The 25,959-nt window shown below is 74.1% G+C and carries 24 protein-coding genes and 2 tRNA genes; 12 read left to right on the top strand and 14 right to left on the bottom strand.

Going from position 1 to position 25,959, the window contains the following annotated elements; genetic code table 11:
- Positions 1-42 precede the first annotated feature (42 nt).
- Positions 43-1,023 carry a GNAT family N-acetyltransferase gene (locus ACH443_RS04595; RefSeq protein WP_430589587.1) on the bottom strand — a complete coding sequence of 327 codons (981 nt, stop codon included), beginning with the start codon at positions 1,021-1,023 and terminating at the stop codon, positions 43-45.
- 103 nt (positions 1,024-1,126) lie between these two features.
- Between ACH443_RS04595 and valS the strand changes: the two genes are divergently transcribed.
- Positions 1,127-3,913, top strand: a complete 2,787-nt coding sequence (gene valS / locus ACH443_RS04590; RefSeq protein ID WP_430589586.1) for a valine--tRNA ligase — start codon at positions 1,127-1,129, stop codon at positions 3,911-3,913.
- A gap of 94 nt (positions 3,914-4,007) precedes the next feature.
- Here the strand turns inward: valS and ACH443_RS04585 are convergent, their stop codons facing one another.
- A complete protein-coding gene (locus ACH443_RS04585; protein ID WP_430555797.1) occupies positions 4,008-5,258 on the bottom strand; it encodes a hypothetical protein in 1,251 nt (416 codons plus the stop codon).
- Between the two features lie 132 nt (positions 5,259-5,390).
- Positions 5,391-5,780 carry a chorismate mutase gene (locus tag ACH443_RS04580; RefSeq protein WP_430589585.1) on the bottom strand — a complete coding sequence of 130 codons (390 nt, stop codon included), beginning with the start codon at positions 5,778-5,780 and terminating at the stop codon, positions 5,391-5,393.
- Positions 5,781-5,935: 155 nt separating this feature from the next.
- Between ACH443_RS04580 and ACH443_RS04575 the strand changes: the two genes are divergently transcribed.
- Entirely contained in the window at positions 5,936-7,729 is a 1,794-nt protein-coding gene (locus tag ACH443_RS04575; protein ID WP_430589584.1) for an AMP-dependent synthetase/ligase, read from the top strand.
- Positions 7,730-7,743: 14 nt separating this feature from the next.
- Here ACH443_RS04575 and clpX read toward each other — a convergent pair whose 3' ends face one another.
- From clpX to ACH443_RS04555, 4 genes are all read right to left on the bottom strand, one after another.
- Positions 7,744-9,018, bottom strand: a complete 1,275-nt coding sequence (gene clpX, locus ACH443_RS04570; RefSeq protein WP_429762357.1) for an ATP-dependent Clp protease ATP-binding subunit ClpX — start codon at positions 9,016-9,018, stop codon at positions 7,744-7,746.
- A 156-nt stretch (positions 9,019-9,174) separates the two neighbouring features.
- The gene (locus ACH443_RS04565) at positions 9,175-9,861 is read right to left on the bottom strand and encodes an ATP-dependent Clp protease proteolytic subunit (RefSeq protein ID WP_429762681.1); all 687 of its coding nucleotides are present in this window, start codon (positions 9,859-9,861) and stop codon (positions 9,175-9,177) included.
- Positions 9,862-9,943: 82 nt separating this feature from the next.
- Positions 9,944-10,564: an ATP-dependent Clp protease proteolytic subunit gene (locus ACH443_RS04560; RefSeq protein ID WP_429762682.1), complete on the bottom strand. Its 621-nt coding sequence runs from the start codon at positions 10,562-10,564 to the stop codon at positions 9,944-9,946.
- Between the two features lie 136 nt (positions 10,565-10,700).
- Entirely contained in the window at positions 10,701-11,291 is a 591-nt protein-coding gene (locus ACH443_RS04555) for a TetR/AcrR family transcriptional regulator (protein WP_430589583.1), read from the bottom strand.
- A 138-nt stretch (positions 11,292-11,429) separates the two neighbouring features.
- On the opposite strand from ACH443_RS04555, the gene ACH443_RS04550 reads away from it, so the two are divergent.
- A complete protein-coding gene (locus ACH443_RS04550; RefSeq protein ID WP_430589582.1) occupies positions 11,430-11,576 on the top strand; it encodes a hypothetical protein in 147 nt (48 codons plus the stop codon).
- Between the two features lie 50 nt (positions 11,577-11,626).
- Here ACH443_RS04550 and tig read toward each other — a convergent pair whose 3' ends face one another.
- The 3 genes from tig to ACH443_RS04535 all read right to left on the bottom strand — a co-directional run bounded on the left by tig (position 11,627) and on the right by ACH443_RS04535 (position 13,932).
- Positions 11,627-12,994, bottom strand: a complete 1,368-nt coding sequence (gene tig, locus ACH443_RS04545) for a trigger factor (protein WP_430589581.1) — start codon at positions 12,992-12,994, stop codon at positions 11,627-11,629.
- A 215-nt stretch (positions 12,995-13,209) separates the two neighbouring features.
- Positions 13,210-13,728: a DUF4190 domain-containing protein gene (locus ACH443_RS04540; protein WP_430589580.1), complete on the bottom strand. Its 519-nt coding sequence runs from the start codon at positions 13,726-13,728 to the stop codon at positions 13,210-13,212.
- Positions 13,729-13,858: 130 nt separating this feature from the next.
- Positions 13,859-13,932, bottom strand: a tRNA-Pro gene (locus tag ACH443_RS04535).
- A 160-nt stretch (positions 13,933-14,092) separates the two neighbouring features.
- On the opposite strand from ACH443_RS04535, the gene ACH443_RS04530 reads away from it, so the two are divergent.
- The 5 genes from ACH443_RS04530 (at position 14,093) to ACH443_RS04510 (ending at position 17,783) form a co-directional block, all read left to right on the top strand.
- Positions 14,093-14,163: transfer RNA gene (locus ACH443_RS04530), tRNA-Gly, on the top strand.
- A 512-nt stretch (positions 14,164-14,675) separates the two neighbouring features.
- Positions 14,676-15,611 carry a cysteine synthase A gene (gene cysK / locus ACH443_RS04525; protein ID WP_430589579.1) on the top strand — a complete coding sequence of 312 codons (936 nt, stop codon included), beginning with the start codon at positions 14,676-14,678 and terminating at the stop codon, positions 15,609-15,611.
- 79 nt (positions 15,612-15,690) lie between these two features.
- On the top strand, positions 15,691-16,302 hold the full coding sequence (epsC, locus tag ACH443_RS04520; RefSeq protein WP_429762684.1) for a serine O-acetyltransferase EpsC: 612 nt from the start codon (positions 15,691-15,693) through the stop codon (positions 16,300-16,302).
- Positions 16,303-16,416: 114 nt separating this feature from the next.
- On the top strand, positions 16,417-16,767 hold the full coding sequence (locus tag ACH443_RS04515) for a GntR family transcriptional regulator (protein WP_430589724.1): 351 nt from the start codon (positions 16,417-16,419) through the stop codon (positions 16,765-16,767).
- Positions 16,764-17,783, top strand: coding sequence for a DUF1648 domain-containing protein (locus ACH443_RS04510; RefSeq protein ID WP_430589578.1), 1,020 nt, complete (start codon positions 16,764-16,766; stop codon positions 17,781-17,783). The genes ACH443_RS04515 and ACH443_RS04510 overlap by 4 nt, the downstream gene beginning before the upstream one ends.
- Positions 17,784-17,795: 12 nt before the next feature.
- On the opposite strand, the gene ACH443_RS04505 is transcribed toward ACH443_RS04510, so the two are convergent.
- On the bottom strand, positions 17,796-18,185 hold the full coding sequence (locus ACH443_RS04505) for an MmcQ/YjbR family DNA-binding protein (RefSeq protein WP_429762376.1): 390 nt from the start codon (positions 18,183-18,185) through the stop codon (positions 17,796-17,798).
- Positions 18,186-18,322: 137 nt separating this feature from the next.
- Here ACH443_RS04505 and ACH443_RS04500 point away from each other — a divergent pair, with 137 nt between their 5' ends.
- The gene (locus ACH443_RS04500; protein WP_430589723.1) at positions 18,323-19,459 is read left to right on the top strand and encodes an LLM class F420-dependent oxidoreductase; all 1,137 of its coding nucleotides are present in this window, start codon (positions 18,323-18,325) and stop codon (positions 19,457-19,459) included.
- 21 nt (positions 19,460-19,480) lie between these two features.
- Here the strand turns inward: ACH443_RS04500 and ACH443_RS04495 are convergent, their stop codons facing one another.
- Positions 19,481-19,894, bottom strand: coding sequence for an MGMT family protein (locus ACH443_RS04495; RefSeq protein WP_429762377.1), 414 nt, complete (start codon positions 19,892-19,894; stop codon positions 19,481-19,483).
- Between the two features lie 122 nt (positions 19,895-20,016).
- On the opposite strand from ACH443_RS04495, the gene eis reads away from it, so the two are divergent.
- Both eis and ACH443_RS04485 read left to right on the top strand, forming a co-directional pair.
- Positions 20,017-21,321 (top strand): enhanced intracellular survival protein Eis, encoded by a 1,305-nt coding sequence (gene eis, locus ACH443_RS04490; protein WP_430589577.1) that lies wholly within the window; start codon positions 20,017-20,019, stop codon positions 21,319-21,321.
- Between the two features lie 2 nt (positions 21,322-21,323).
- Positions 21,324-22,343: a hypothetical protein gene (locus ACH443_RS04485; RefSeq protein ID WP_430589576.1), complete on the top strand. Its 1,020-nt coding sequence runs from the start codon at positions 21,324-21,326 to the stop codon at positions 22,341-22,343.
- Here ACH443_RS04485 and ACH443_RS04480 read toward each other — a convergent pair.
- Positions 22,334-23,347, bottom strand: a complete 1,014-nt coding sequence (locus ACH443_RS04480) for an Fpg/Nei family DNA glycosylase (protein WP_430589575.1) — start codon at positions 23,345-23,347, stop codon at positions 22,334-22,336. The genes ACH443_RS04485 and ACH443_RS04480 overlap by 10 nt on opposite strands.
- Before the next feature lie 14 nt (positions 23,348-23,361).
- Positions 23,362-23,829 carry a ribose-5-phosphate isomerase gene (locus ACH443_RS04475; RefSeq protein WP_430589574.1) on the bottom strand — a complete coding sequence of 156 codons (468 nt, stop codon included), beginning with the start codon at positions 23,827-23,829 and terminating at the stop codon, positions 23,362-23,364.
- 75 nt (positions 23,830-23,904) lie between these two features.
- Between ACH443_RS04475 and ACH443_RS04470 the strand changes: the two genes are divergently transcribed.
- On the top strand, positions 23,905-25,917 hold the full coding sequence (locus ACH443_RS04470) for a M13 family metallopeptidase (RefSeq protein WP_430589573.1): 2,013 nt from the start codon (positions 23,905-23,907) through the stop codon (positions 25,915-25,917).
- The last annotated feature ends 42 nt before the right edge of the window (positions 25,918-25,959 follow it).

The following is a 25,959-nucleotide window of genomic DNA, read 5'->3' as shown; positions in this document are numbered from 1 at the left end:
ACCAGGTACGTGGTACCGGGCCCAGCCGCTCAGGCCGGCCGCTCAGCCCAGCCGCTTGGCGAAGAAGTGCTCGGCGTACGGGTTGTCGTTGTACCGGGCGATGCGCCGGTAGCCGGCCCGCTCGTACATCGCGACCGCCTCGGTGAGCGTCCCGTTCGTGTCGAGCCGTACCTCCCGGTGGCCGAGGTCACGACTCACGCCCTCGAGGTGGCGCAGCAGCCGGGAGCCGAGCCCGGCGCCCCGCCAGCCGGGGTGCACCCACATCCGCTTGATCTCCCCCACGCCCCCGGCCGCGCCGTCGCCGTCGCCGCCGTCGCCGCCGCCGTCCGACAGCGTCCGCACGCCGCCGCACGCGACGGGCTCGCCGTCGCTCGTCGCGACGACGAACGCGCCCGACGGCGGCGTGAGGCGCGCGTCCTCGGCGTCGGGCTCGCCCGCCGCGGGCCGGGGGCCTGGGTCGAACCCGCCGGGGAACCGCTCGTCGAGCTCGGCCACGTAGGCCGCGACGGCCCGCCGGGCGAGGTCGGACGCCGGGTCCACGCGCTCGAGCGTCACCGTGGCGGCCCGCACCAGCAGGTCGGCCTCCGCCAGGGCGGCGGCGAGGCGGGCGCGCTGCCGGGCGGTGAGCGGCGCGACGAGGTCGCGGGCCCGGTCCACCGACCGGCGCTCCAGGTCGTCCCAGGCACGCCGGCCAGCGGCGGTGAGGTCGACGCGGCGGCGCCGCAGGTCGTCGGCGTCGGGGACGACGGCGACGAGCCCGTCGGACTCCAGGCGTCGCAGCAGGCGGCTGAGGTACCCGGAGTCCAGGCCGAGCCGGGCACGCAGGTCCCGGGTCGTGCCCGGCTCGGTGCCGATCTCGAACAGGAGGCGGGCGGTGCCCAGCGGCATCCCGGTGCCCAGGAACGAGTCCTCGAGCGCGCCGACGCGCTGCGTGTAGCTGCGGTTGAACCGCCGCACGACGTCGACCTGCCGCTCGACCTGCCCACCGATCTCCGCCGTCGCGCCGCCCGTCGATCCCGTCATGCCTCTGACTCTAGTCAGAGGATTCGCCCGACGCTCCGGCGCCGTCCGCCGATCGAGACAGCCGTGCCCGGCAGCCCGCTCGGATCTGGGAGAATGAGCGACCATGAGCGACTTCCCGACCCCCGAGGCGCCGACCGCGCCCGCGCAGACCCCCGCAGCGACCCCGCCCGCCGGCAGCTCTGTTGCTCCGGTAGCCGGCGACGTCGTCCGCGCGGTGGTCCGGGAGGTACCGGACAAGGTCAGCCTGGAGGGCCTGGAGCAGCGCTTCGACGAGCGCTGGTCGGCCGAGGGCACGTACGCCTTCGACCGCACCGCCACGCGCGAGCAGGTGTACTCGATCGACACCCCGCCGCCCACGGTCTCCGGCTCGCTGCACGTGGGCCACGTGTTCAGCTACACGCACACGGACACGGTCGCCCGCTTCCAGCGGATGCGGGGCAAGAAGGTCTTCTACCCGATGGGCTGGGACGACAACGGCCTGCCCACCGAGCGCCGCGTGCAGAACTACTACGGCGTGCGCTGCGACCCGTCGCTGCCGTACGTCGAGGGCTTCGAGCCTCCGCACCAGGGCACGGACGGCAAGAACGTCAAGCCCGGCGACCAGGTGCCGGTCAGCCGCCGCAACTTCATCGAGCTGTGCGAGCGGCTCACCGCCGACGACGAGCGCCAGTTCGAGGAGCTGTGGCGCCGCCTCGGACTGTCCGTGGACTGGGCCCAGAACTACCAGACGATCGACGCCACCTCCCGGGCCGCGTCGCAGCGCGCCTTCCTGCGCAACCTCGCCCGCGGCGAGGCGTACCAGGCCGAGGCGCCGGGCCTGTGGGACGTGACGTTCCAGACCGCCGTCGCGCAGGCCGAGCTCGAGGCGCGCGAGTACCCCGGGTTCTACCACCGGGTCGCGTTCCACCGGCCCGACGGCAGCCCGCTGTACATCGAGACCACGCGCCCGGAGCTCATCCCGGCCGTGGTGGCGCTCATCGCCCACCCCGACGACGAGCGGTACCAGGGCCTGTTCGGCACCACCGTGACCTCGCCCCTGTTCGGCGTCGAGGTGCCGGTGCTCGCGCACCCGGCCGCCGCGATGGACAAGGGCGCCGGCATCGCCATGTGCTGCACCTTCGGCGACCTCACCGACGTGCAGTGGTGGCGCGAGCTGCAGCTCGCCACGCGCTCGGTCATCCAGCGCGACGGCCGCCTCTCCCGCGAGACGCCCGAGTGGGTCGCGGGCGGCCCCGGCGAGTCCCTGTACGCCGAGGAGCTCGCCGGCAAGACGACGTTCAGCGCCCGCAAGGCCGTCGTCGACGCGCTGCGCGCCAGCGGCGACCTCGACGGTGAGCCCAGCGCCACCCAGCGCATGACGAACTTCTACGAGAAGGGCGACAAGCCCCTCGAGATCGTCACCTCCCGCCAGTGGTACATCCGCAACGGCGGGCGCGACTGGGAGAAGCGCGACCTCAAGGCCGAGCTGCTGGCCCGCGGCAAGGAGCTCGACTTCCACCCCGACTTCATGCGCGTGCGGTACGAGAACTGGGTGAACGGGCTCAACGGCGACTGGCTCATCTCGCGCCAGCGCTTCTTCGGCGTGGCGGTGCCGCTCTGGTATCCCGTGGACGCGGACGGCGACGTCGACCACGACCACCCGATCGTGCCGACGGAGGCGGAGCTGCCCGTCGACCCGACGTCGCAGGCCCCGGCCGGCTTCGACGAGTCGCAGCGCGGCGCGGCGGGCGGCTTCGTCGGCGACGCCGACGTCATGGACACCTGGGCGACGTCGTCCCTGTCGCCGCTCATCGTGTCCGGCTGGGAGCGCGACGCCGACCTCTTCTCCCGCGTGTACCCGATGGACCTGCGCCCGCAGGGCCAGGACATCATCCGCACCTGGCTGTTCTCCTCGGTGGTGCGCTCGCACCTGGAGTGCGGCGTGCTGCCGTGGAAGCACGCGGCGATCAGCGGCTGGATCCTCGACCCGGACCGCAAGAAGATGTCCAAGTCCAAGGGCAACGTCGTCACGCCGATGGCGCTGCTGGAGGAGCACGGCGCGGACGCCGTCCGCTACTGGGCCGCGGCCGCGCGCCTCGGCACCGACGCCGCGTTCGAGGTCGGCCAGATGAAGATCGGCCGCCGCCTCGCGATCAAGGTGCTCAACGCCTCGAAGTTCGCGCTGACCTTCGGCGTCGACCCCGAGACCGGCGCCGGCGAGATCGTCCTGGACCCGGCCCGCGTCACCGTCCCCCTGGACCGCGCGATGCTCGCCGGGCTGGCGGACGTCGTCGAGCAGGCCACCGCCGCGTTCGAGGCGTACGACCACACGCGCGCGCTCGAGGCCACGGAGACGTACTTCTGGACCTTCTGCGACGACTACCTCGAGCTGGTCAAGGACCGCGCGTACGGCGCGGGGGCCGCGGCCACCGAGGTGACGCCCGAGACGGTGTCGGCACGCACGGCGCTCGCCCTCGCCGTCGACACGCTGCTGCGACTGCTGGCCCCGTTCCTGCCGTTCGCCACGGAGGAGGTCTGGTCGTGGTGGCGTGCCGGCTCGGTGCACCACGCCGCCTGGCCGGCGTCCGCGCCGCTGCGCGCGGCGGCCGGCGACGCCGACCCCGTGCAGCTCACGGCCGCCGGGCACGCGCTCGCGGCGCTGCGCAAGATCAAGTCGGAGGCCAAGGTCTCCATGCGCACGCCCATCCTCAGCGCCTCCATGGCCGTCCCGGCCACGCTGCTCGACGGCGTCCGGTCGGCCCTCGACGACGTGCGCGGCGCCGGCCGCGCCACGGGCGACCTCGACGTCGTCGAGGCGGCCGAGGGGCAGGGCAACCCGGACGTGCAGGGCGGCATCGTCGTCACCGCGTCCGAGCTCGGCGAGCCCCCGGCCCGCAAGCCGAAGGCCTGACCCCGGCGAGGTAGTACGGAATTCGCCGAGGTAGTACGACGGACGGCCCGCGAGAATGCGGGCCGTCCCTCGTACTACCTCGGCGAATTCCGTACTACCTCGGCGTGGTGAACCGGTCGCCGTCGCCGCTCATGGTGGCGGCGACCTCCTTCGGCGTCCCGTCGTCGTGCCACCGCAGGGTCGCGCCGACGCCGTCCATGAGCTCCACGGAGCCCTCGGGCGCGAACGTCAGCGCGGCGTCCTGGCCGATCGCCGCCCGCAGCAGGGCCGACGTCGCCGGCAGCTCCTCGAGGCCGTCCGAGACGCCGAGGTCCGCCAGGTCCGCCCGGGACGTCGCGATGTGCATCGGGTCCGGGCCGATCCACAGCGTGCGCCCCCCGAGCAGGCCGTCGGCACCTCCCGCTCCCCCGGCCCCGCCGGCGGAGGCCGCCAGGGCGGACGTCGAGTCGATCGCGATCTGCTCGGCGAGCACCAGGGCCTTGACCTGGCCGCGCGCCAGGACGGCGACGACGTCGTCGATCGACGACACGGCACCCTCCTCGCGCCCCTGGTCCTGGCGGAACTCCGCCAGGACCACCTCGCGCCGGCGCTCCCGGTAGGAGTCGAGGGCGTCCTCGACGCCGGCCTCGAACGTGTCCGCGCGCACACCCGGCCCGCGCCCGCCGCCCGCGACCTCCACGGTCCGCCGGGAGGCCTCCTGCCCGAGCTCCGCCCGCACCAGGTTCACCGCGCGCACGTCGCCGGTGAGCAGCACCACCTCCGGGTTCCCCTCCGTCACGCGCCGGTCGATCTCGGCCGCCACGGCCGCCGCGTTGCGCTTCCAGGAGTCCTCGGCACGCGACTCGATGATGGCGCGCTTCGTGCCGGTGCTGGAGGTCTTGCTGACCTCGTCGTTCGGTCCCTCGAACGTCTCGCGCGCCCCGCCGGGCCGGCCGCCCGCGTCGCACGGCCAGAAGTCCGCACCGCTCCGGTCGACGGCGACGCACAGGGCGTCGACCGCCTCGTCCGCCGCCTGCGCCGCCTGCAGCAGCACCGGCACGGGCAGCCACGCGCCGGTCGCGACGGCGGGCGGGTTGCGCAGCACGCGGTCCACCGCGACCCCGGCGTCGGAGGCGATGAGCACCCGGCCGTGGGCGCCCGCCGTTCGTGTGGGTCGCAGGACGGCGGCCTCGAGCGCGTCCAGCACGCTCGCGGGCGCGCCCTGCCGTTCCAAGGAACGTCGCACCGCCCGCCACCGGTTCGCGACGTCCCTGTCGCCCGCCTCGGCCGAGGGCGTCGCGTCCAGGTAGACGGTCGCGAACGGTCCGGGGCGTCCGACGAGGGGCTTGAGCCAGTCGATCTTCATCCGTGGTCCCCCAGGTGTCCGTCGTCGGGCTAAGCACCCAGCCTGCGACGGAAACGCGACGGACGCCACCCCGTCAGGCGCAGCGGCCGGACTCCCGCCGACCCGGACCGGAGCACGTCAGATCTCACCTCTTCAAGCGTAGGTGTCCAGCGGCGGCAGCTCGCCCTTGCGCCGCCCGGCGGCGTGCTCCTCGGCGATGCGCTCGTGGTGGCGGATCACCTCGGAGACGATGAAGTTGCGGAACTGCTCCGTGAACTCCGGGTCCAGCCCGGCGCCCTCCGCGAGACCCTTGAGGCGGTCGACCTGCTGGCGGTCGCGCGACGGGTCGGCGGGCGGCAGCCCGCCCACGGCCTTGAGCTCGCCCACGCGCCGCGTCATCTTGAAGCGCTCGGCCAGCAGGTGCACGAGGGCGGCGTCGATGTTGTCGATGCTGGCGCGCAGGTCCAGGATCTCCTGGGGCATGCCGTCCGTCGCGGGGCGCGGGCCGGCAGCCTGGGGGACGTCGTGAGGGGTCTCGGGCATGACCCGATCCTACGAGGCGCGCCGAGCGTGTAAGGTCCCACGTCGGCCCGCACGCCGACCGGAGACCGGTCGGGACCCGTCGGCCCGCCGAGCGGCACGACGCCGCCCCGCATGCCGCACAGCGCATGCCGCACCCACGCACGGAGAGAGAGCAGATGACGGTCGCGACGACGCCGAGCCTCGTGGACGTGCCCGAGGGCACGAGCATCAGCACGCTGCTGGCGGACCGGGTCGCCCGGGCCGGCGACCGCACCCTCCTCGAGCGGCGCGCCGCGTCGGGCGGTTCCTGGGTGCCGGTGTCCGCCGCCGAGTTCCAGGCCGACGTCACGACCGTGGCGCGCGGCCTCGTCGCGCGGGGCATCGAGCCCGGCGACCGCGTCGCGATCATGTCGCGCACCCGTTACGAGTGGACGCTGCTCGACTTCGCCGCCTGGGCGGCCGGCGCCGTCGTCGTGCCCGTGTACGAGACCTCCTCGCCCGACCAGGTGCGCTGGATCCTCGAGGACTCCGGAGCCCGCCTCGTCGTGGTGGAGACGCCCGCGCACGCGGACGCCGTGCACCAGGTGGACGACGAGCTGCCCGACCTCGAGGAGGTCCTCGTCATCGCGACCGGTGCCGTCGACGCGCTGCGCGAGGCCGGGGCGTCCGTCCCCGCGCGGGACGTCGCGGACCGCCGCGACGCCGTGCGCCGCGACGACCTCGCCACGATCGTCTACACCTCCGGCTCCACGGGACGCCCCAAGGGCGCCGAGCTCACGCACGGCAACTTCGCGCACCTCGCGATGAACGCCCGCCTCGCCCTCCCGGAGCTCCTGGAGGCGGACGGTGCGCGCACCGTGCTCTTCCTGCCGCTGGCGCACGTGTTCGCGCGGCTGATCCAGGTCGCGGTGATCGCCAGCACCTCCGTGCTCGGCCACCTGCCTGACGTCAGGACGCTCACCGACGACCTCAGGACGTTCCGGCCCACGTTCCTGCTCGCCGTCCCCCGCGTGTTCGAGAAGGTCTACAACTCCGCCGAGCAGCGCGCCGGGTCGCGCAGCAAGCGGCGTGTCTTCGGCTGGGCCGCGCGCGTGTCGGGCCAGTACTCGCGCGCGCTCGACGCCGGGCGCGTCCCGGCGACGCTGCGGGCCCGGCACGCGGTGGCCGACCGGCTGGTGCTGTCGCAGCTGCGCGCCGCGATGGGCGGGCACCTTCGGTACGCGATCTCGGGCGGCGCGCCGCTCGGCGACCGCCTCGGCCACTTCTTCCGCGGGGCGGGCCTCACCGTGCTCGAGGGGTACGGCCTCACCGAGACGACGGCCCCGACCGCCGTGAACCTGCCCTCCGACCTGCGCATCGGCACGGTCGGCCCGCCGTTTCCCGGCACCTCGGTGCGGATCGACGACGACGGCACGGTCTTCGTGGCGGGCCCGCACCTCTTCCGCGGCTACCGGGGTCGCCCCGACCTCACCGCCGACGCGCTCGTGGACGGCTGGTTCCGCACCGGCGACCTGGGCGCGCTGGACCACGGCCACCTGCGCATCACCGGCCGCACCAAGGAGATCATCGTCACCGCGGGCGGCAAGAACGTCGCCCCGGCCCCGCTGGAGGACCGGGTCCGGGCGCACCCGCTGGTGTCGCAGGTCGTCGTCGTGGGCGACGAGCGCCCCTTCATCGGCGCGCTCGTCACGCTGGACGCCGAGATGCTGCCCGGCTGGCTGGCCACGCAGGGCATCCCGCCGATGTCGGTGGGCGCCGCACGGACCGACCCCCGGGTGCTGGCGGCGCTCGACGCCGCGGTGGAGGAGGCCAACACGGCCGTCTCCCGGGCGGAGTCGATCCGCAAGTTCCGGGTGCTCGAGGGCGACTTCACGGAGGCGAACGAGTACCTGACGCCGTCGTTGAAGGTGAAGCGCGACCTCGTGCTGCGCGACTTCGCGGACGAGGTCGACGCGCTCTACTCCCGGTAAGGGCCCGGTAGGGCTCAGGCGCTCTTCTCGCGGGGGGTGCGACGACGCACGGGCGACGTGCGCGGCACCAGCGTCGGGTTGACGTTCTCCAGCACGACCTCGCGGCTCACGACCACCCGCTCGACGTCGTCCCGGCTCGGCACGTCGAACATCACCTGCTGGAGGACCTCCTCCATGATGGCGCGCAGCCCGCGCGCCCCGGTGCCCCGCAGCAGAGCCTGCTCGGCGATCGCCTCGACCGCGTCCTGCTCGAACTCGAGCTCGACGCCGTCGATCTCGAACATCCGCTGGAACTGCTTGACGAGCGCGTTGCGCGGCTCGGTGAGGATCCGCACCAGCGCGTCACGGTCCAGCGGGGACACGGACGCGATGACGGGCAGCCGCCCGATGAACTCGGGGATGAGGCCGAACTTCTGCAGGTCCTCGGGCCGCACCTCCGCGAACAGGTCGTCGTCGGCGACCGTCTCCATGGGGGCGCTAAATCCGATGCCGCGCTTGCGGGAGCGGGAGGCCACGATGTCGTCGAGCCCGGCGAACGCGCCCGCCACGATGAACAGCACGTTCGTGGTGTCGATCTGGATGAACTCCTGGTGCGGGTGCTTGCGCCCGCCCTGCGGGGGCACCGACGCCGTGGTGCCCTCGATGATCTTCAGGAGCGCCTGCTGCACGCCCTCGCCGGAGACGTCGCGCGTGATCGACGGGTTCTCCGCCTTGCGGGCCACCTTGTCGACCTCGTCGATGTAGATGATGCCCGTCTCGGCCTTCTTGACGTCGTAGTCCGCGGCCTGGATGAGCTTGAGGAGGATGTTCTCGACGTCCTCGCCCACGTACCCGGCCTCCGTGAGAGCCGTGGCGTCCGCGATGGCGAACGGCACGTTGAGCATCTTCGCCAGCGTCTGCGCCAGGTAGGTCTTGCCGGTGCCGGTGGGCCCGATGAGCAGGATGTTGGACTTCGCGATCTCGACGGCGTCGTCGCCGTCGCGCTGGGCCTCGCCCGCCTGGACCCGCTTGTAGTGGTTGTAGACCGCCACGGCCAGCGCCCGCTTGGCCGGCTCCTGCCCGATGACGTACTGCTCGAGGAAGTCGAAGATCTCGCGCGGCTTCGGCAGCTCGGTGAGCCCCAGCTCCGCCGCCTCGCCGAGCTCCTCCTCGATGATCTCGTTGCAGAGGTCGATGCACTCGTCGCAGATGTACACGCCGGGGCCGGCGATGAGCTTCTTGACCTGCTTCTGCGACTTCCCGCAGAACGAGCACTTCAGCAGGTCTGCGCCGTCACCGATCCGAGCCACCGGGAGCCTCCATCTCGTGAGTGCACGTCCTGAGTGCTGGTCCTGCGTCCATTCCACACCACGAGGGCGTCGTTGTCAGCCGAGTAGCCCGGTGCGTCGTGTCGCGAGGCCCGCGACGTCCCCCTCGGGAGGTCGCGGGCCCCGTGAACGTGCTGGTCAGCGCGGCGCGAGAGCGGCAGGCTTGCGGCTCTCGAGCACCTGGTCGACCAGGCCGTAGTCCTTCGCCTGCGCGGCGGTGAGGATCTTGTCGCGCTCGATGTCCTCGCGCACCTGCTCCTCGGTCTTGCCCGTGTGCGCCGCCAGCGTCGACTCGAGCCACTCGCGCATGCGGATGAGCTCGTTGGCGTGGATCTCGATGTCGGACGCCTGGGCGTAGCCGCCGCCCTCCATCGCGGGCTGGTGGATCAGCACGCGGGCGTTCGGCAGCGCGAGCCGCTTGCCCGGCTGGCCGGCGGCGAGCAGCACGGCCGCGGCGGACGCCGCCTGGCCCAGGCACACCGTCTGGATCTGCGGCTTGATGAACTGCATCGTGTCGTACAGCGCCGTCATGGCCGTGAACGACCCACCCGGCGAGTTGATGTAGATCATGATGTCGCGGTCGGGGTCCTGGCTCTCGAGGACCAGCAGCTGCGCCATGATGTCGTCCGCCGACGCGTCGTCGACCTGGACGCCCATGAAGATGATGCGGTCCTCGAACAGCTTGGTGTACGGGTCCTGGCGCTTGAAGCCGTACGCGGTGCGCTCCTCGAACTGGGGCAGCACGTAGCGCGACGTCGGCGCGCCGTGCGGGAGCGCGACGCCGCCGGGACGCGCCGCGGCGCCCGCCAGGTTCTGGGCCCGCATTGCGAACTGGTACTCGTCTGAGTAGCTCACGGTGTTCTCCTCGGGTGGGAAGTCGGTGGGTTCCGGGGGCGGGTGGTCGGCGTCAGGAGCCCGACGCGCCGCCACCGCCCGAGACCGAGGCGGCGTTGGTGACCACGTGGTCGACGAAGCCGTACTCGAGCGCCTCGTCCGCGGTGAACCACTTGTCGCGGTCGTTGTCCTTGAGGATCTGCTCCAGCGACTGCCCGGTCTGCTCGGCCGTCAGCTCGGAGAGCACCTTCTTCATGTGCATGATCAGCTGCGCGCCGATCCGCACGTCGGTCGCGGTGCCGCCGACGCCGCCGGACGGCTGGTGCATCAGCACGCGGGCGTGCGGGGTGATGTACCGCTTGCCCTTCGCGCCCGAGGAGAGCAGGAACTGCCCCATCGACGCGGCCATGCCCATCGCGATGGTCGCGACGTCGGGCTTGATGTACTGCATGGTGTCGTAGATCGCCATGCCGGCCGTGATGGAGCCGCCGGGGCTGTTGATGTACAGCCAGATGTCCTTGTCCGGGTCCTCCGCGGCCAGCAGCATCATCTGGGCGCAGATGGCGTTCGCGTTCTCGTCGCGCACCTCCGAGCCCAGCCAGATGATGCGCTCCTTGAGGAGCCGGTTGTAGATGGAGTCGTTGAGGCCGAGGCCCGGGCCATCGGCACGCGCCACCGGCGTCGCACCGTCCATCCGCAGCAAGTCGTTCACGTCCGTCTCCTTCGTCATCGCCGTCGATCGACCCTAACGTGCGGCAACCACGCGAAACGTCCCGGCGGAGGGGCTTTTCGCTGCTGGCGCACACGACGACTCCGCGGGCGGCCGCGGCTCACGCCGCGTGCGCCGCGCACAGGGCGCCGGCGGCGCGGCGCGCCGCCCGGAAGGGCCCTGCGGGCACGCCGGTCCCCGACGCCGCCAGCGCCCCGTCGTAGAGCACCATGAGCTCGTCCGCGAGCCCGCCGGGGCGGGCGATCCCGGCGGCGCGGCACTCGGCCTCGAGGCGGTCCCGGACCCACGACTTCTGCCGGGCGACCTCGACCGCGACCGGGTGCCCGGGGTCGTCCACCTCGGCGCGGGCGTTGATCGCGGCGCACCCGCGCCCGCCCTCGGCCGCCGACCACTCCTCGACGGCGTCGAAGAACGCCAGGACCCGGTCGACGCCGGCGGCCGGGTGCGCCGCGAGGCTCCGGCCCAGGAGCTCCTCCCACCGGGCGTCACGGGCGCGCAGGTACGCCACCTCGAGCGCCTCCTTCGACCCGAAGCGGTCGTAGAGCGTCTTCTTGGTGACGCCTGCCTCCGCGGCGATCGTGTCGACGCCGACGGCGTGCAGGCCGCGGGCGTAGAACAGGCGCGACGCGGCCGCGAGGATCCGGCGCGCCGCCGGGGTGAGGGGCGCCGACGGCGCGATCTGCTCGGTCATGCGACCGACTATACAGACCTGTATATCTGCCGGTGCCGTGACCACCCTCGCCCCTGCCGCCTTCGTGCTCTCGTGGAGCTCCGGGTTCCTCGGCGCGCGGCTCGGGACCGGGCAGGCCGCCGTGCCCACCCTGCTCCTGTGGCGCTACGCCGCCGTGACCTCGACGAGCCCCTCTCCCCCGACGGCGGCATCGGGCTCGGCCTGGCCGGGCTCGGCGTCGCCGCGGTGCTGCGCGGCGGGTCCCGGCACCGCCGCGGGGACGACGACGGCCCGCACCGTCCGTGAGGACGATGCGGGCCGGCGTGGGTCCGGGTGGCCCGGAGGGGCTCCGAGGGTCAGGCCTTGGCCGACTCCTCGGCCTCCTCCGACGCCTCGTCGGACGCGGCGGTCTCGGTGGGCTCCTCGGCCTCGGCGGCCGCAGCGTCCTCCTCCTCGGTGCCGATGAACTCGGTCAGGTCGACGACGTTGCCGTCGGAGTCCTTGACCTCGATGTCGCGGAGCGCCACGGCGAGAGCCTTGGAGCGCGCGACCTCGCCGACCATGGCGGGGATCTGGCCGCCCTGGTCGAGGGTCGAGATGAACTGGTTCGGGTCCATGCCGTACTGCTGAGACGCCTGGACCAGGTACTCGACGAGCTCGCCCTGGCCGACCTGGACCTCGAGCTTCTCGGCCAGCGTGTCGAGCAGGATCTGGTTCTTGAGGGCCTTGGTGGCGTCCTCGGTGACCTCGGCGCGGTGCTCGTCGTCCTCGAGACGGTTCTCCGACTCCAGGTGGCGGTGCACCTCGGCCTCGACCGCGCCCGACGGCACCGGGACCTCGACGGCCTCCAGCAGCTTCTCCAGCAGCAGGTCGCGGGCGGCGACGGCCTGGTTCGACGTCTTAATCGACGCGACCTGCTCGCGCAGGTCCGCGGTCAGCTCCTCGAGGGTGTCGAACTCCGAGGCGAGCTGGGCGAAGTCGTCGTCCGGCGTCGGCAGGTCGCGCTCCTTGACGGCGGTGGCCGTGACGGTGACCTGCGCCTCCTCGCCCTCGTGCTCGCCGCCGGCGAGCTTGGTGGCGAAGGTCGTGGTCTCGTCCGTCGACAGGCCCGTGAGCGCCTCGTCGAGGCCCTCCAGCATGTTGCCAGCGCCGATCTGGTAGGAGACGCCGGAGACCGAGTCGATCTCCTCGTCACCGATGACGGCCTTGAGGTCGATGACGACGTAGTCGCCCTCGGCGGCCGGACGGTCGACGCCCACGAGGGTGCCGAAGCGCTCGCGCAGCGCGTCGAGGCGCTCGGTGACGTCCTCGTCGCTCACCTCGGTGGAGTCCACCGTGATGTCGATGCCGGACAGGTCCGGGAGGGTGATCTCGGGGCGGACCTCGACCTCGGCGGTGAACGCGAGCTGGCCCTCGCCGGCCTTGGCGGGGATCTCGGTCACCTCGACCTCGGGCTGGCCCAGGGGGCGCAGCGACTCGGCCGTGACGGCGTCGCGGTAGAAGTTCGACAGAGCGTCGTTCACAGCGTGCTCGACGACCGCACCCCAGCCGACGCGCTGGTCGATGATGCGCGGGGGAACCTTGCCCTTGCGGAACCCGGGGATGTTCACCTGCTCGGCGATGTGCTTGTACGCGTGGTCGATGCTCGGCTTGAGCTCGTCGTACTCCACCTCGACGGTCAGCTTGACCTTGGTGGGCTCCAGGGTCTCGACGGCGCTCTTCACTTCGATGGTCTCCAACGGTTCGGGTGCTGCGCGCGCGTCTCACCGGCGCGAGCCGGCCTGGTTGCTGCGGCGCGGGGTGCGGGGACCGTACGACGGGCGTACGGGCAACCCGTCCATCCTACGCCACGGCGAGGGCCGCCCGGCGGCCTCTCGCGTCACACCCCCGCGAGACCCGACCGACGCGACGGCCCGGGGCTCGCGGGCGTGCGCGGCGGTCAGGAGGGGCAGGTGAAGGTGGTGTTGCCCACGACGTGCGTCCCCGGCCCCAGCTCGGCGCACTGCTCGAGGACGTAACCGACCCCCACGCCGATGACCACGGCGACGATGATCGTCCCGATGAGCACGAGGGAGCTCACGATGATGCCGGCGATCGCGACACCGTTCGGCTGGCCCGCCTTGCGCGACTTCACGAGACCGACGATCGACAGGATCAGGCCGACGATCGACAGGGGCCCGAAGAAGCCGAGCACCAGGCCGACGATGCCGAGCGTCTTGCCCGGGTTCTGCGGCGGCTGGCCGTAGGCCGGCGCGTACTGCCCGGCGGGCGGTGCGGCGGGGTAGGCCTGGCCGGGCGCCTGCGGGGATGCGGGATGGGGCTGCCCGCCGGCCGGCTGGGCAGGGGAAGCCTGGCCCGGCGCCGGCTCACCCGGGGCGGGCTGCTGGGGCTCGGTGCCGCCGGGGGGCGTCGCACCCGGCTCGGGCGTGCCTGGCGTGTAGGGGTCCGGGGTGGTCATCAGGTTCTCCTCGCACGTCGGTCGCCGTCCGTCGGCGAACGGGGGCCGATCCTTCCAGATCGGCACGCCGGGCGCGTGCCGAACCACGGGCGAGCCGCGACGGACCACGACGTCCGCCCCTGTCCCTGTGTCGGGGTGACTGGATTCGAACCAGCGACCCTCTGCTCCCAAAGCAGATGCGCTACCAAGCTGCGCCACACCCCGCGGCCCGCCGTCGGGCGGGGCCTCGGTCAGTGTAGTGCCGCCGTCCGGGGCCGAGCCCCCGACGTGCACGGACGGCGCGGGGACGGGCTCGAGCGCCGCCAGGGCTTTGCTAGGGTTGGCCCGCGTTCCTACCCCGGCGACGGTGTCGCGGGGTGGCCGTGCGGGCGTAGCTCAATGGTAGAGCCCCAGTCTTCCAAACTGGCTACGCGGGTTCGATTCCCGTCGCCCGCTCCCTTCCTCCTCTCCCCTCCTCCCCCGGCGGCCCGACCGCGCACCCGGGGGACAGGTGTCGCCCGACCGATCGACGACGCCGATGGATGAGATGCTCCTTGTCGATCGGTGGCGACCTGGTTAGGCTCGGCGCCGCAGCCTGCGACAGGCGCGACCGCGCGGCAGCTGCACGACGACGCACCAGGAAGCTTCACGAGGAGGGCCGGCCATGACGATCGTCCGCCGCGTCGCCCCCTCGGCCGCCCTCTCGTCACACCGGAGGACGGTGCCGGCGTCGACGCTCCGCACCCCCGCGTGCGCCGCGGCGACGACGCCGCGATGCTGTCGATAGAGCGTCCACGTCACGTCCGACCCGCCCGACGGCGGGTCCCCGGCGACCGTGCGGCGCTCGCACCGACCTCGCCGACGCCCCTGCGCCGCGCCCCTCCGAGCACCCGCTCTGGGGCCCGCCCCGCACGCGGCGGCACACCCGCAGCACCTCGCCCGCACGCACTCCTGGAGAAGGAACACCCATGGCACGCATCTACGACGACGCGACGAAGCTCATCGGCCGCACCCCGCTCGTCCGGCTGAACCGTCTCGCCGCCGGCCTCGACGCGACGGTCGTCGCGAAGCTCGAGTTCTACAACCCCGCCAACTCCGTCAAGGACCGCATCGGCGTCTCGATCATCAACACCGCGGAGGCCTCCGGCGCCCTGCAGCCGGGCGGCACCATCGTCGAGGGCACCTCCGGCAACACCGGCATCGCGCTGGCCTGGGTCGGCGCCGCGCGCGGCTACAAGGTCGTGCTCGCGATGCCCGAGACGATGTCGAAGGAGCGCCGCGCCCTGCTGCGCGCGTACGGCGCGGAGCTCGTGCTCACGCCGGGCGCGGAGGGCATGAAGGGCGCCGTCGCCGCCGCGGAGAAGATCGCCGCGGAGCGTCCCGGCGCGATCCTCGCCCGCCAGTTCGCCAACGAGGCCAACCCGAAGGTGCACCGGGAGACGACGGCCGAGGAGATCTGGGCCGACACGGACGGCGAGGTCGACATCGTCGTGGCCGGCATCGGCACGGGTGGCACGATCACCGGCGTCGGCCAGGTCCTCAAGGAGCGCAAGCCGGAGGTGAAGATCGTCGCGGTCGAGCCGGCCGAGTCGCCCATCCTCACCGGCGGGAACCCCGGCCCGCACAAGATCCAGGGCCTGGGCGCGAACTTCGTGCCGGAGATCCTCGACACCTCCGTCTACGACGAGGTCGTCGACATCGACGCGGAGACCTCCGTGGAGCTCGCCCGCCGCGCCGCGAAGGAGGAGGGCCTGCTGGTCGGCATCTCCTCCGGCGCCGCGATCGCGGGGGCGCTCGAGGTCGCCAAGCGGCCCGAGAACGCCGGGAAGCTGATCGTCGTCGTCATCCCCGACTTCGGCGAGCGGTACCTGTCCACGATCCTGTACTCGGACCTGCTGGACTGACGTGACGAGCCGCCGCACCGCTCCGACCGCCACCGCCGGACCCGGCCACCAGGACCTCGACGGCGACGTCGACCACCCGATGCCGGCCGGGCACCGCCCGGGCCTGCGCCACCTGGTCGAGATCCTCGCCGAGGACCTCGAGGCCGCGCACGCGCACGACCCCGCGGCGCGCTCCCGGTTCGAGGTCGCGCTCGCGTACCCGGGCGTGCACGCCGTGTGGGCGCACCGCCTGTCGCACCGCATGTGGCACCGGCCCGGCCTGCGCCTGCCGGCACGCCTGGTGTCGCAGGCCGCCCGGTGGGTCACGGGGATCGAGATCCACCCCGGCGCGCGGATCGGGAGGCGGCTCTTCATCGACCACGGCATGGGCGTGGTGATCGGGCAGACGGCGGTCGTCGGCGACGACTGCGTCCTGTTCCACGGCTCCACCCTGGGCGGTCGCTCGATGACCCGGGGCAAGCGGCACCCGACCCTGGGCGACCGGGTCATGGTGGGTGCCGGGGCCAAGATCCTCGGCCCGCTGTGGATCGGGGACGACGCGCAGATCGGCGCGAACGCCGTCGTCACCCGCGACGTGCCGAACGGCATGGTGGCCGTCGGGGTGCCCGCCCACGCCCGCACCCCCGGCCACCGGCCGGACCACGGCCAGCACGTCGAGGACGCCTCGGAGCTGCTCGAGTACGTCATCTGACGGCCCCCGCGACGGCCCCTGCACACACCGCTCCCGGCGGCGGGCGCAGGGGCCGTCGTCGTCGGGCCGCGAGGTTTGTTCTAGTAGTCGTAGAACAAGTAGCCTGCGTCCGTGATGTGGCGCATCGACCCGACGAGCGACGACCCGCTGTACGCGCAGCTCGTCGCCCAGGTGCGCCTCGGCGTCGCACACGGGACGCTCCGCCCGGGGGAACGGCTGCCCTCGGCCCGGGAGCTCGCCGCCTCTCTCGAGCTCAACATGCACACCGTGCTGCGGGCCTACCAGGTGCTGCGCGACGACGGCACGCTCGAGCTGCGGCGCGGGCGCGGCGCCGTCGTCGCGTCCACCGCGACCGACCTGACCGACGTCGAACGAGCCGTGGCCGACCTGGCCGCCGCGGCCCGCCGGGCGGGGCTGTCCGTCCAGACCACCACCACCCTCGTCACGGAGGCGATGCACCGATGACCACCGCTCCCCCGCCCGGCACCCCGCGAGCACGCTCCGGCACGGAGGCGTGGCGCCCCCGCGCGCGCCGCGCGACGGCGTGGTCGTCGCTCGTCGGGCTGCTGTTCACGCTCGGCGCGGCGGTCGTGGTCCGGGCGTGGCGGGACGAGCTGCCGGCGCAGGTCGCGTCGCACTGGAGCCGCGGCGGCGTGCCCGACGGCTTCATGTCGCCGACCGCGCTGGTGCTGGTCGGCCTCGTGAGCACCGTCGCGCTCTGCGGGCTCTTCGCGGCGATCGGGCTGACGCAGGGCTCCGCCGCCTCGACCCGCCGGATCACCGCCGCGGGGTGCGTGTGGTCGGGCGCGTTCATGGCCGCGGTCGTCGTCGGCACGCTCGCGCCGCAGCGCGGCCTGGCGGACCCGTCCCAGGTCGGGCTGTCCGGCGCCGCGCTGCTGACGGCCGTCCTCCTGCCGCTCGTCCCCGCCGGGATCGCGGCCGCCCTCGTGCCGGGCGACCCCGCGATGCCCGCAGCCGAGGCGGTCCCCGCAGACGCGCCCCGGACCGCGCTCCGCGACGGCGAGCGCGCGGTCTGGCTGCGCCGCGCGACCGGCGGGCCGGGCCTCACCGTCGGGGCTGTCGCCGTCGCCCTGACCGCGCTCGCGGCGGCGCTGACGGCCGAGTGGACGATGCTGGTCGTCCCGGTGCTCCTCGCCGCGCTGTTCGTCACGATGTTCGCCTTCACCGTGCGGGTGGACCCGAGCGGGCTCACGGTGCGTTCCGCGACCCGCTGGCCGGGGACCCACGTCCCCGCGGACGAGGTGGTCCGGGCCTCGGTGACGCAGGTGCGCCCGCTGCGCGACTACGGCGGCTGGGGCTGGCGCACCGCCCGCGACGGGCGCGTGGGCGTCGTGCTGCGCGGCGGGCAGGCGCTGCTCGTCCAGCGGACGGGCGGGCGGTCGTTCGCCGTCACCGTCGACGACGCCGCCGAGGCCGCCGCGCTGCTGAACACGATGGCCGACCGCGCCCGGAGCCGCTGACCGCCCGCGACCTCAGGCGAGCAGCTCCGGGTGGGCGGCCGCCACGCGGCGCGGCGCCTTGGCGAGCCAGGCGTCGACGAGGAGCTCGCGCAGCACGGCGCCGTCGACCGCCTCGAGCCGGACGAGCACGACGGGCACGCCGTCCAGGTGCGGGATCGTCAGCGTCTCCGGGCGCGCGGCGAGCACGGCCTCCTTCTCGCCGAGGTCGTCGACCATGACGGCGAGGATCGGCCCGTCCGGCACCGGCTCGTCCCCGAACCGCCGCACGTCGGCCTTGCTGAACGGCCGTAGCCAGGAGAACACGCGTCCGGACACCGCCCACGCCCGGTTCCGGAACGTCGTCGTCTCGGTGACCTCGGGCAGACCCGCGGCGAGGCGGGCCGCGTCGTCGATCGTCGCCATCCCCCGAACCTACTGTCGGTCCCGTCGCACGCACGACGTCGGCTAGGGTGTGACGGGCATTACCCCGTACTCCCGGTACCGGACACATCGGCACGACCGCACCATCTCGACGAGGAGCACCCCGCCCCATGAGCACCCTGCGCATCGGCATCCAGACCGGCTACTGGTCCCGCAAGCCCCCGAAGGGCATCGTGCCCGCGCTCGTCGCGGCCGAGGCGCTGGGCCTCGACTCGGTCTGGACCGCGGAGGCGTACGGCTCCGACGCGTTCACCCCGCTCGCCTGGTGGGGCTCCCGCACCCGCCGCCTGCGGCTCGGCACCGGCATCGCGCAGATGGCGGCCCGCACCCCGACGGCGACGGCCATGCAGGCGATCACCCTCGACCACCTCTCGGGCGGCCGGTTCGTGCTCGGGCTCGGGGCCTCCGGGCCGCAGGTCGTCGAGGGCTGGTACGGCCAGCCGTACCGCCGCCCGCTGGCGCGCACCCGCGAGTACGTCGACGTCGTGCGCCAGGTCTTCGCCCGCGAGCGCCCGGTCACCGCGGACGGCGAGTTCTTCCGCCTCCCGCTCCCCGCGGACGCTCCCGGCGCCACCGGCCTCGGCAAGGCCCTCAAGCCGACCGTGCACCCCCGCCGCGCCGACATCCCGATCGTGCTGGCGGCCCAGGGCCCGAAGAACGTGACGCTCGCCGCCGAGATCGCCGACGGCTGGATGGCGGGCTTCTACGCGCCGCGGGCCGACGCCGAGCACCGCGAGCTGCTGGCGTCCGGGTTCGCGCAGCGCTCCGACGAGCGCGCGCCGTCGTCCGCGTTCGAGGTGCTCGCGACCGTGCCCGTGGTCGTGCGCGACGACGTCGAGGCCGCGGCGGACGTCATCCGCCCGCACATCGCGCTGTACGCCGGCGGCATGGGCTCGAAGGAGGCCAACTTCCACAAGGCGTCGCTGGACCGCCTCGGCTACGCGACCGAGCTCGACGAGGTCCAGGCGCTGTTCCTCGCGGGCCGCCGGGAGGACGCCGCGCGCGCCGTGCCGACCGAGCTCGTCGAGGAGGTCGCGCTGGTCGGCCCGGCGGACAAGGTCGCGCGCGACCTGGCCCGCTGGGACGGCACGGCGCTGACCACGATGCTGCTGCAGGGCGACCCGTCGTCGATGCTCACGGTGCTCGCCGCGGCACAGGCGGCCCGCAAGGACGCGGACGGCAGCACTCCCCTGGGTGCTCGCGTGCGCGCGACCGCCGGCGCGGCCGCCGCCCGCGTGGCGCCGAAGAAGGCCTGACGGCCGCCGGCCCTCCTGGGCTCAGCGCTCCTGCGGGAACCAGACGGCCCGGCGCAGGTCCACGCGCCGGCCGTCGCGGGAGAGCGGGCAGCCCTCGGCCCGCAGCGCGTCGAGGGCCGCGGTGAGGTGCCGCGCCGGCGGGGCGCCGGACGCGTTCACCACGCGCCACCAGGGCACGGGGTGGTTGTCCTGCACGGGGCCGACCACGGCGGCACCGTCCGGCACGAGGTGCGCGTAGCGGTCGCCGGAGCCGGCCATGACGTTCCCGACCTGTCGAGGCCCGCCGCGCCCGAGCTGCTCGCCGACGATCTCGGCGATCAGGCCGTACGTCATGGCGCGGCCGGACGGGATGCGGCGCACCAGGGCGAGCACCTCTGCGGCGTACTCGTCGGGGGCGTCGAGGGGTTCGTCGGACGTCGAGGCGCGGGCTGGCACACCGCGACCCTACGGCCCACCGCCGACCTCGGCGGCGGACCGTACCGTGGGTCGCCCGGCGGCCCGTCCGGCGGTCCGGAAATCCGCTGGCCCAGCGCCCCGGACCGGGCCACGATCGGCAGGTGACCTCCGACCGCTCCCGCTCAGCCCTGCCCGCCGGCTACCGCAGCCGCACGCTCACCGCCGACGACCGCGGCGCGCTGCTCGACCTGGACACCTGGGCCTTCCCCGACCCGCACTCGGTGGCGGAGTTCGACGACCTGCCGCTGCCCCTGACGTGGGAGCGGGCGGTCGGCGTCGAGGTCGAGGGCGCGCCCGGCGACGGTCTCGCCGCGATCCACGCGTCGTACCCGTTCTCCCGGTTCCCCGTGCCGGGCGCCACCCTGCCGACGGCCGGGCTGACCTGGGTGGGCGTGCACCCGCAGCACCGCCGCCGCGGGCTGCTCACCGCCATGATCGACGATCACCTCGACGCGTGCCGGCGGAGGGGCGAGCCGCTGTCCGCGCTGTTCGCCGCCGAGGCCGCCATCTACGGACGGTTCGGGTACGGCAAGGCGGCCGACGACCTGCGCATCACCGTCCCGCGGGGCGCGGCGCTGCGCGACGTCCCCGGCGCCGCGGACCACACCGTGCGCGTGGAGCACGCCGACCGCGCGCGCCACGGCGACCTCGTCGCCCGCCTGCACCGCGCTCCGGGCCTGCCCGCCGGCCCGGCGGGGATCAACCGGCCCGGTTGGGCCGCTCGGGAGACCGACGCGCTGTGGGAGAGCTACTGGGCGGACCCGAAGTCGTTCCGGGCGGCCGGGCGCGAGTCGCTGCGGATCGTCGTCGTGGAGCGCGACGGCGAGGCGCGCGGCTACGCGACGTTCCGCCGCACCCTGGACTGGCAGGTCACCGGTCCGCGCGGCACCGTGCACCTGGGCGACGTCGTGGCCCTCGACGCCGCCGCGACGCGGGCCCTGTGGGGCGTGCTGCTCGACCTCGACCTCATGGGCAGCACGGACCCGTTCCTGCTGCCGGTCGACGACGCGGTCATGAGCCTGCTCGTCGACCCGCGGGCCGCGGGCGCCCGCGTCGCCGACAACGTGTGGGTGCGCGTCGTCGACGTGCCCGGCGCGCTCGCGGGCCGTCGCTACCAGGCCGACGTCGACGTCGTGCTCGGGGTCGACGACCCCCGGCTGGCCGACAACGCCGGGTCGTGGCGCCTGCGGGCGACGGCGTTCGGGGCGGCGACGTGCGAGCGCACCGACGCGGAACCCGACCTGCGGCTCGACGTGCGCGAGCTCGGCGCCGCCTACCTGGGCGGCACGTCGCTCGTGACGCTCGCCGGCGCCGGGCTCGTCGACGAGCGGTCGGCCGGCGCGCTCGGCCGCACGAGCGCGGCGTTCGGCTGGCCGCTCGCCCCCGCCTGCGGCTGGGTGTTCTGACCGTGGCGGCGGCGTTCTCGGACACGGTCACGTCGGACGCCTGGCGCGCCGAGGCCACGGCCTGGATCACCGCCGTCCTCGCCCGCCGCGGCGTGCGCGTCCTCGCCCCGCCCGAGCAGCCGCGCGTGCGGCCGTGGTCCACGCAGCTCGTCGTCGCCACGGACTCGGGCCGGTACTGGTTCAAGGCCACCTGCCGCTCGTCGTCCTTCGAGCCCGCACTGCAGGCGCTGCTGGCCGAGGTCGCCCCCGACGCCGCGGACGCCCCGGCCGCCGTCGATGCCGACCGCGGGTGGATGCTCACGGCCGACCGCGGCGCCACGCTCCGCGACCGCCGGGAGCCCACCGGGTCCGACTGGGACGCGCTGCTGACGCGATCCGCGCACCTGCAGCAGGAGCTCCTCGGGCACCGCGACGCCCTGCGTGCCACCGGACTCCCCGACTGCTCCCCCGGCACGGTGCCGGCCCGGTTCGACGCGGTCCTCGCCCTGCTGCAGGGCGTCCCGGCCGGCCACCCCGCCCGGCCGGACCAGCGCACGCTCGAGCGCCTCCACACGGCCCGCGACGTGGTGGCCGCGGCGGCCGCGACCCTGGCGGCGAGCCCTCTGCCGAGCAGCCTGCAGCACGGCGACCTGCACCCGGGCAACGTCTTCGAGGTCGACGGCGCCTTGCGCGTGTTCGACCTCGGCGACGCGCAGTGGGCGCACCCGCTCGAGGTGCTCGAGGTGTCGTCCGCGGTCGCCCGCGACGGGGGCGCCGACTGGGAACCCGTCGAGCGGGCGTACCGCCGCGCGTGGGACGTCTGGTGCGCCGCGCGGGGCCTGCCCCCGGTGGGCGCGGCGGACGACGCCCCGGCGTGGGACGACCTGCGACGCGCGGCCGGCGTCACGCACGCCGTCAACCGCGCCTGGACGTGGTGCGGCGCGCTGGCCGAGGCCACCGAGGCCGAGTGGGCGGACTGGGGCGAGGCACCGGGCCGGCACCTGGCGACGGTGCTGGATCCGGTGCCGGGTCCTCAGACCTGACAGACGCCGCACCAGAAGAGGTTGCGACCGGCGAGCTCCTTGGTGAGCACCGGGGCACCGCAGACGCGGCACGGCAGGCCGTCGCGGTGGTACACGTAGAACGACGCGTCCCGGGGCACGGCGTCGGCGTCGCCGTCGGTGTTCTGCCGGGTGACCCGGCCGCCGCCGTCCGCCACCCGGTGCTCGGGCCGGGTGGTGACGATCGCCCCGCGGTCGGCGCCGTCGCGCATGAGCACGACCAGGTCGTCCCAGACCGCGGCGAGCACCGCCGCCGGCACGTCGCGGCCCGGGCGCAGCGGGTCCACGCCGGCACGGAACAGCGCCTCGGCCCGGTAGATGTTGCCGACGCCGGCGATCACCGCCTGGTCCATGAGCTGCTGGCCGACCGTCACGCGCGAGCGCCGCACGCGCTCGACGAACGCCGTGCGGGCCGCGTCACCTCCGTGGCGGACGGGGTCCGGCCCGAGCCTCGCCTCGACGGCGGCCTTCTCCGCGCCGGTGAGCACCTCGCACGCCGTCGGCCCGGTGAGGTCGGCGACGGCGTGCGCGCCCAGCAGCCGGAGCCGGACGGCGCCGCGCGGGGCGGGCGGCGCCCACTCCCCCGCGGCGTCGACGGCGACACCCGCGTCGCCTCCGTCGGCCGGCGTCGACTCGCGCTCCCCGATGCGACGGCGCGGCGCGCCGATCGCGTGCACCACGTCGGCGCTGCCGTCGCCGGCGAACGACCACGCCCCGTACAGCCCCAGGTGCACCCGCAGCCAGCGCACGTCTCCCGCCCTGTCAGACGTACCGTCCACCCCGGTGGGCCAGGCGTCCGACAGGTCGGGCGCGAAGCCGCAGAAGAGCTGCTTGCCCCACGCCTCCGCGGCCACCAGCCGGCGGCCGTCGAGCAGCGCGGCGCCGCCCGCGAACCGGCCCTGCGGGCTGGACACGGCGAGCGTCTCGCCGCCGAACAGCCCGCCCAGGGCCCGCGCGAGGCGGTGGACGGTGTGACCCTCTGGCACGTCGGGCGGTCGGGTCAGGCGATGGCGGAGACGTCGTGCGACGCCTCGTACGCGGCCAGCTTGTCGATGCGGCGCTGGTGGCGGGCGTCGCCGCTGAAGGGCTCCGCGACGAACGCCTCGACGAACGACGTCGCCTCGTCGACGCTGTGCATCCGGCCGCCCACGGCGATGACGTTGGCGTCGTTGTGCTGACGACCGAGCGTCGCCGTCTCCAGCGACCAGGCCAGCACGGCGCGCACGCCGACGACCTTGTTCGCCGCGATCTGCTCCCCGTTGCCCGAGCCCCCGATGACGATGCCGAGCGAGCCGGGCTCCGCGACGACGGCCTCGCCCGCGGCGATGCAGAAGGCCGGGTAGTCGTCCTGCGGGTCGTACTCGTGGGCGCCGTGGTCGACGACGTCGTGCCCGGCGGCGCGCAGGTGGTCGACGAGGTGGGTCTTGAGCTCGTAGCCGGCGTGATCGGCGGCGATGTGCAGACGCATGACCACATTCTCCCCCAGGTCGCCCGCGGGGTTCGACCCGCGCCGCACGTGGGCGGCGCGCCGTAGGGTGACGCCATGACTGCCGACGCCACCGGGCTGCGGTCCGGCATCGACCTCAGCGCCCTCGACCAGGCCGTCCGACCGCAGGACGACCTGTACCGCCACGTCAACGGGCGCTGGATCGCCCAGCACGAGATCCCCGCCGACCGCGCCATGGACGGCGCGTTCCGCGCGCTGCACGACCTGTCGGAGGAGCGCGTGCGGGAGATCATCACCGACCTCGCCGCCACCGACGACCTCGACCCCGCGTCCACCCCCGCGAAGATCGGCGCGCTGTACGCGAGCTTCCTCGACGCCGACCGCGTCCAGCAGCTCGGCACGGAGCCGATCGCCGCAGAGCTGGGGCAGATCGCCGCGGCGACGTCGCCCGCCGAGCTGGTCGACGTGCTCGGCGCCCTGCAGCGCACGGGCGGGGGCGGCGCCGTCGCCTTCTACGTCGACAACGACGCCAAGGACCCCGAGACCTACGTGACCTACCTCGTGCAGGGCGGCCTCGGCCTGCCCGACGAGGCGTACTACCGCGAGGACCAGTACGCGCCCGTCCGCGACAAGTACCTGCCGCACCTCGCACGCATGCTGCGCATCGCGGGCGTCAGCGCCACCTCCGGGTGGGGCGCCGACCCCGAGGACGCCGCGCAGCGCGTGCTCGCCCTCGAGACGAAGCTCGCCGCCCACCACTGGGACGTGGTGCGCGACCGCGACGCCGACCTCACCTACAACCCGATGACGCTCGCCGACCTCGTCGAGCGGGCGCCCGGCTTCGACTGGCGGGCGTGGGCGGCGGCGCTCGGCGCGCCCGCCGGCTCGCTGGACGCCCTGGTGGTGCGGGAGCCGTCGTTCGCGACCGGCTTCGCCGAGCTGTGGCGGACCGAGCCGCTCTCCGACTGGAGGCTCTGGGCCGCCTACCACCTCGTCACCGCCCGCGCGGCCTACCTGGACGACGCCACCGTCGACGCCAACTTCGACTTCTACGGCCGCACGCTGTCGGGCGCCCAGGAGGTGCGCGACCGCTGGAAGCGCGGCGTCGCGCTCGTCGAGCGGGCGCTCGGCGAGGCCGTGGGCGAGCAGTACGTGGCCCGCCACTTCCCGCCGGAGCACAAGGAGCGGATGGACACGCTCGTCGCGAACCTCGTGGCCGCGTACCGCGAGTCCATCGAGGCGCTGGACTGGATGACGCCCGAGACGAAGGTGAAGGCGCTCGCCAAGCTGGAGCGGTTCACGCCCAAGGTGGGCTACCCGGTGAAGTGGCGCGACTACGCCGCCCTCGAGGTCGACGCCGGCGACCTGGTCGGCAACGTGCGTCGCGCGCACGCGTTCGAGCAGGACCACGAGCTCGGCAAGATCGGGCGCCCGATCGACCGCGACGAGTGGTTCATGACGCCGCAGACGGTCAACGCCTACTACAACCCGGGCATGAACGAGATCGTCTTCCCGGCGGCGATCCTGCAGCCGCCGTTCTTCGACCCCGAGGCCGACGACGCCGTGAACTACGGCGGCATCGGCGGCGTCATCGGGCACGAGATCGGCCACGGCTTCGACGACCAGGGCTCCAAGTACGACGGCGACGGCCGCCTCGAGGACTGGTGGACCGAGACGGACCGCACCGAGTTCGAGAAGCGCACCCAGGCCCTCATCGCGCAGTACGACGCCTTCCGCCCGGCGCAGCTGGCCGCGGACGGACCGCACGTCAACGGCGCGCTGACCATCGGCGAGAACATCGGCGACCTCGGCGGGCTGTCCATCGCGATCAAGGCGTACCGCATCGCGCTCGGCACGACGCTGGACGACGCGCCCGTCGTCGACGGCCTCACCGGTCTGGAGCGCGTCTTCCTCGGCTGGGCGCAGGTGTGGCAGTCCAAGGGTCGCGACGAGGAGGTGGTGCGGCGCATCGCCACGGACCCGCACTCCCCCAACGAGTTCCGCTGCAACGGCGTGATCCGCAACATCGACGAGTTCCACGCCACCTACGGCGTGGGCCCCGACGACGCCCTGTGGCTCGCCCCCGAGGAGCGCGTGCGCATCTGGTGACCTGCCGGACGTCCTGACGCGGCGAGGCCGCCGACCGGAGGA

The organism is Isoptericola sp. NPDC019571 (assembly GCF_044389385.1).
Taxonomy (GTDB): domain Bacteria; phylum Actinomycetota; class Actinomycetes; order Actinomycetales; family Cellulomonadaceae; genus Isoptericola; species Isoptericola nanjingensis.
This window is presented reverse-complemented; position numbering and strand designations above follow the sequence as displayed.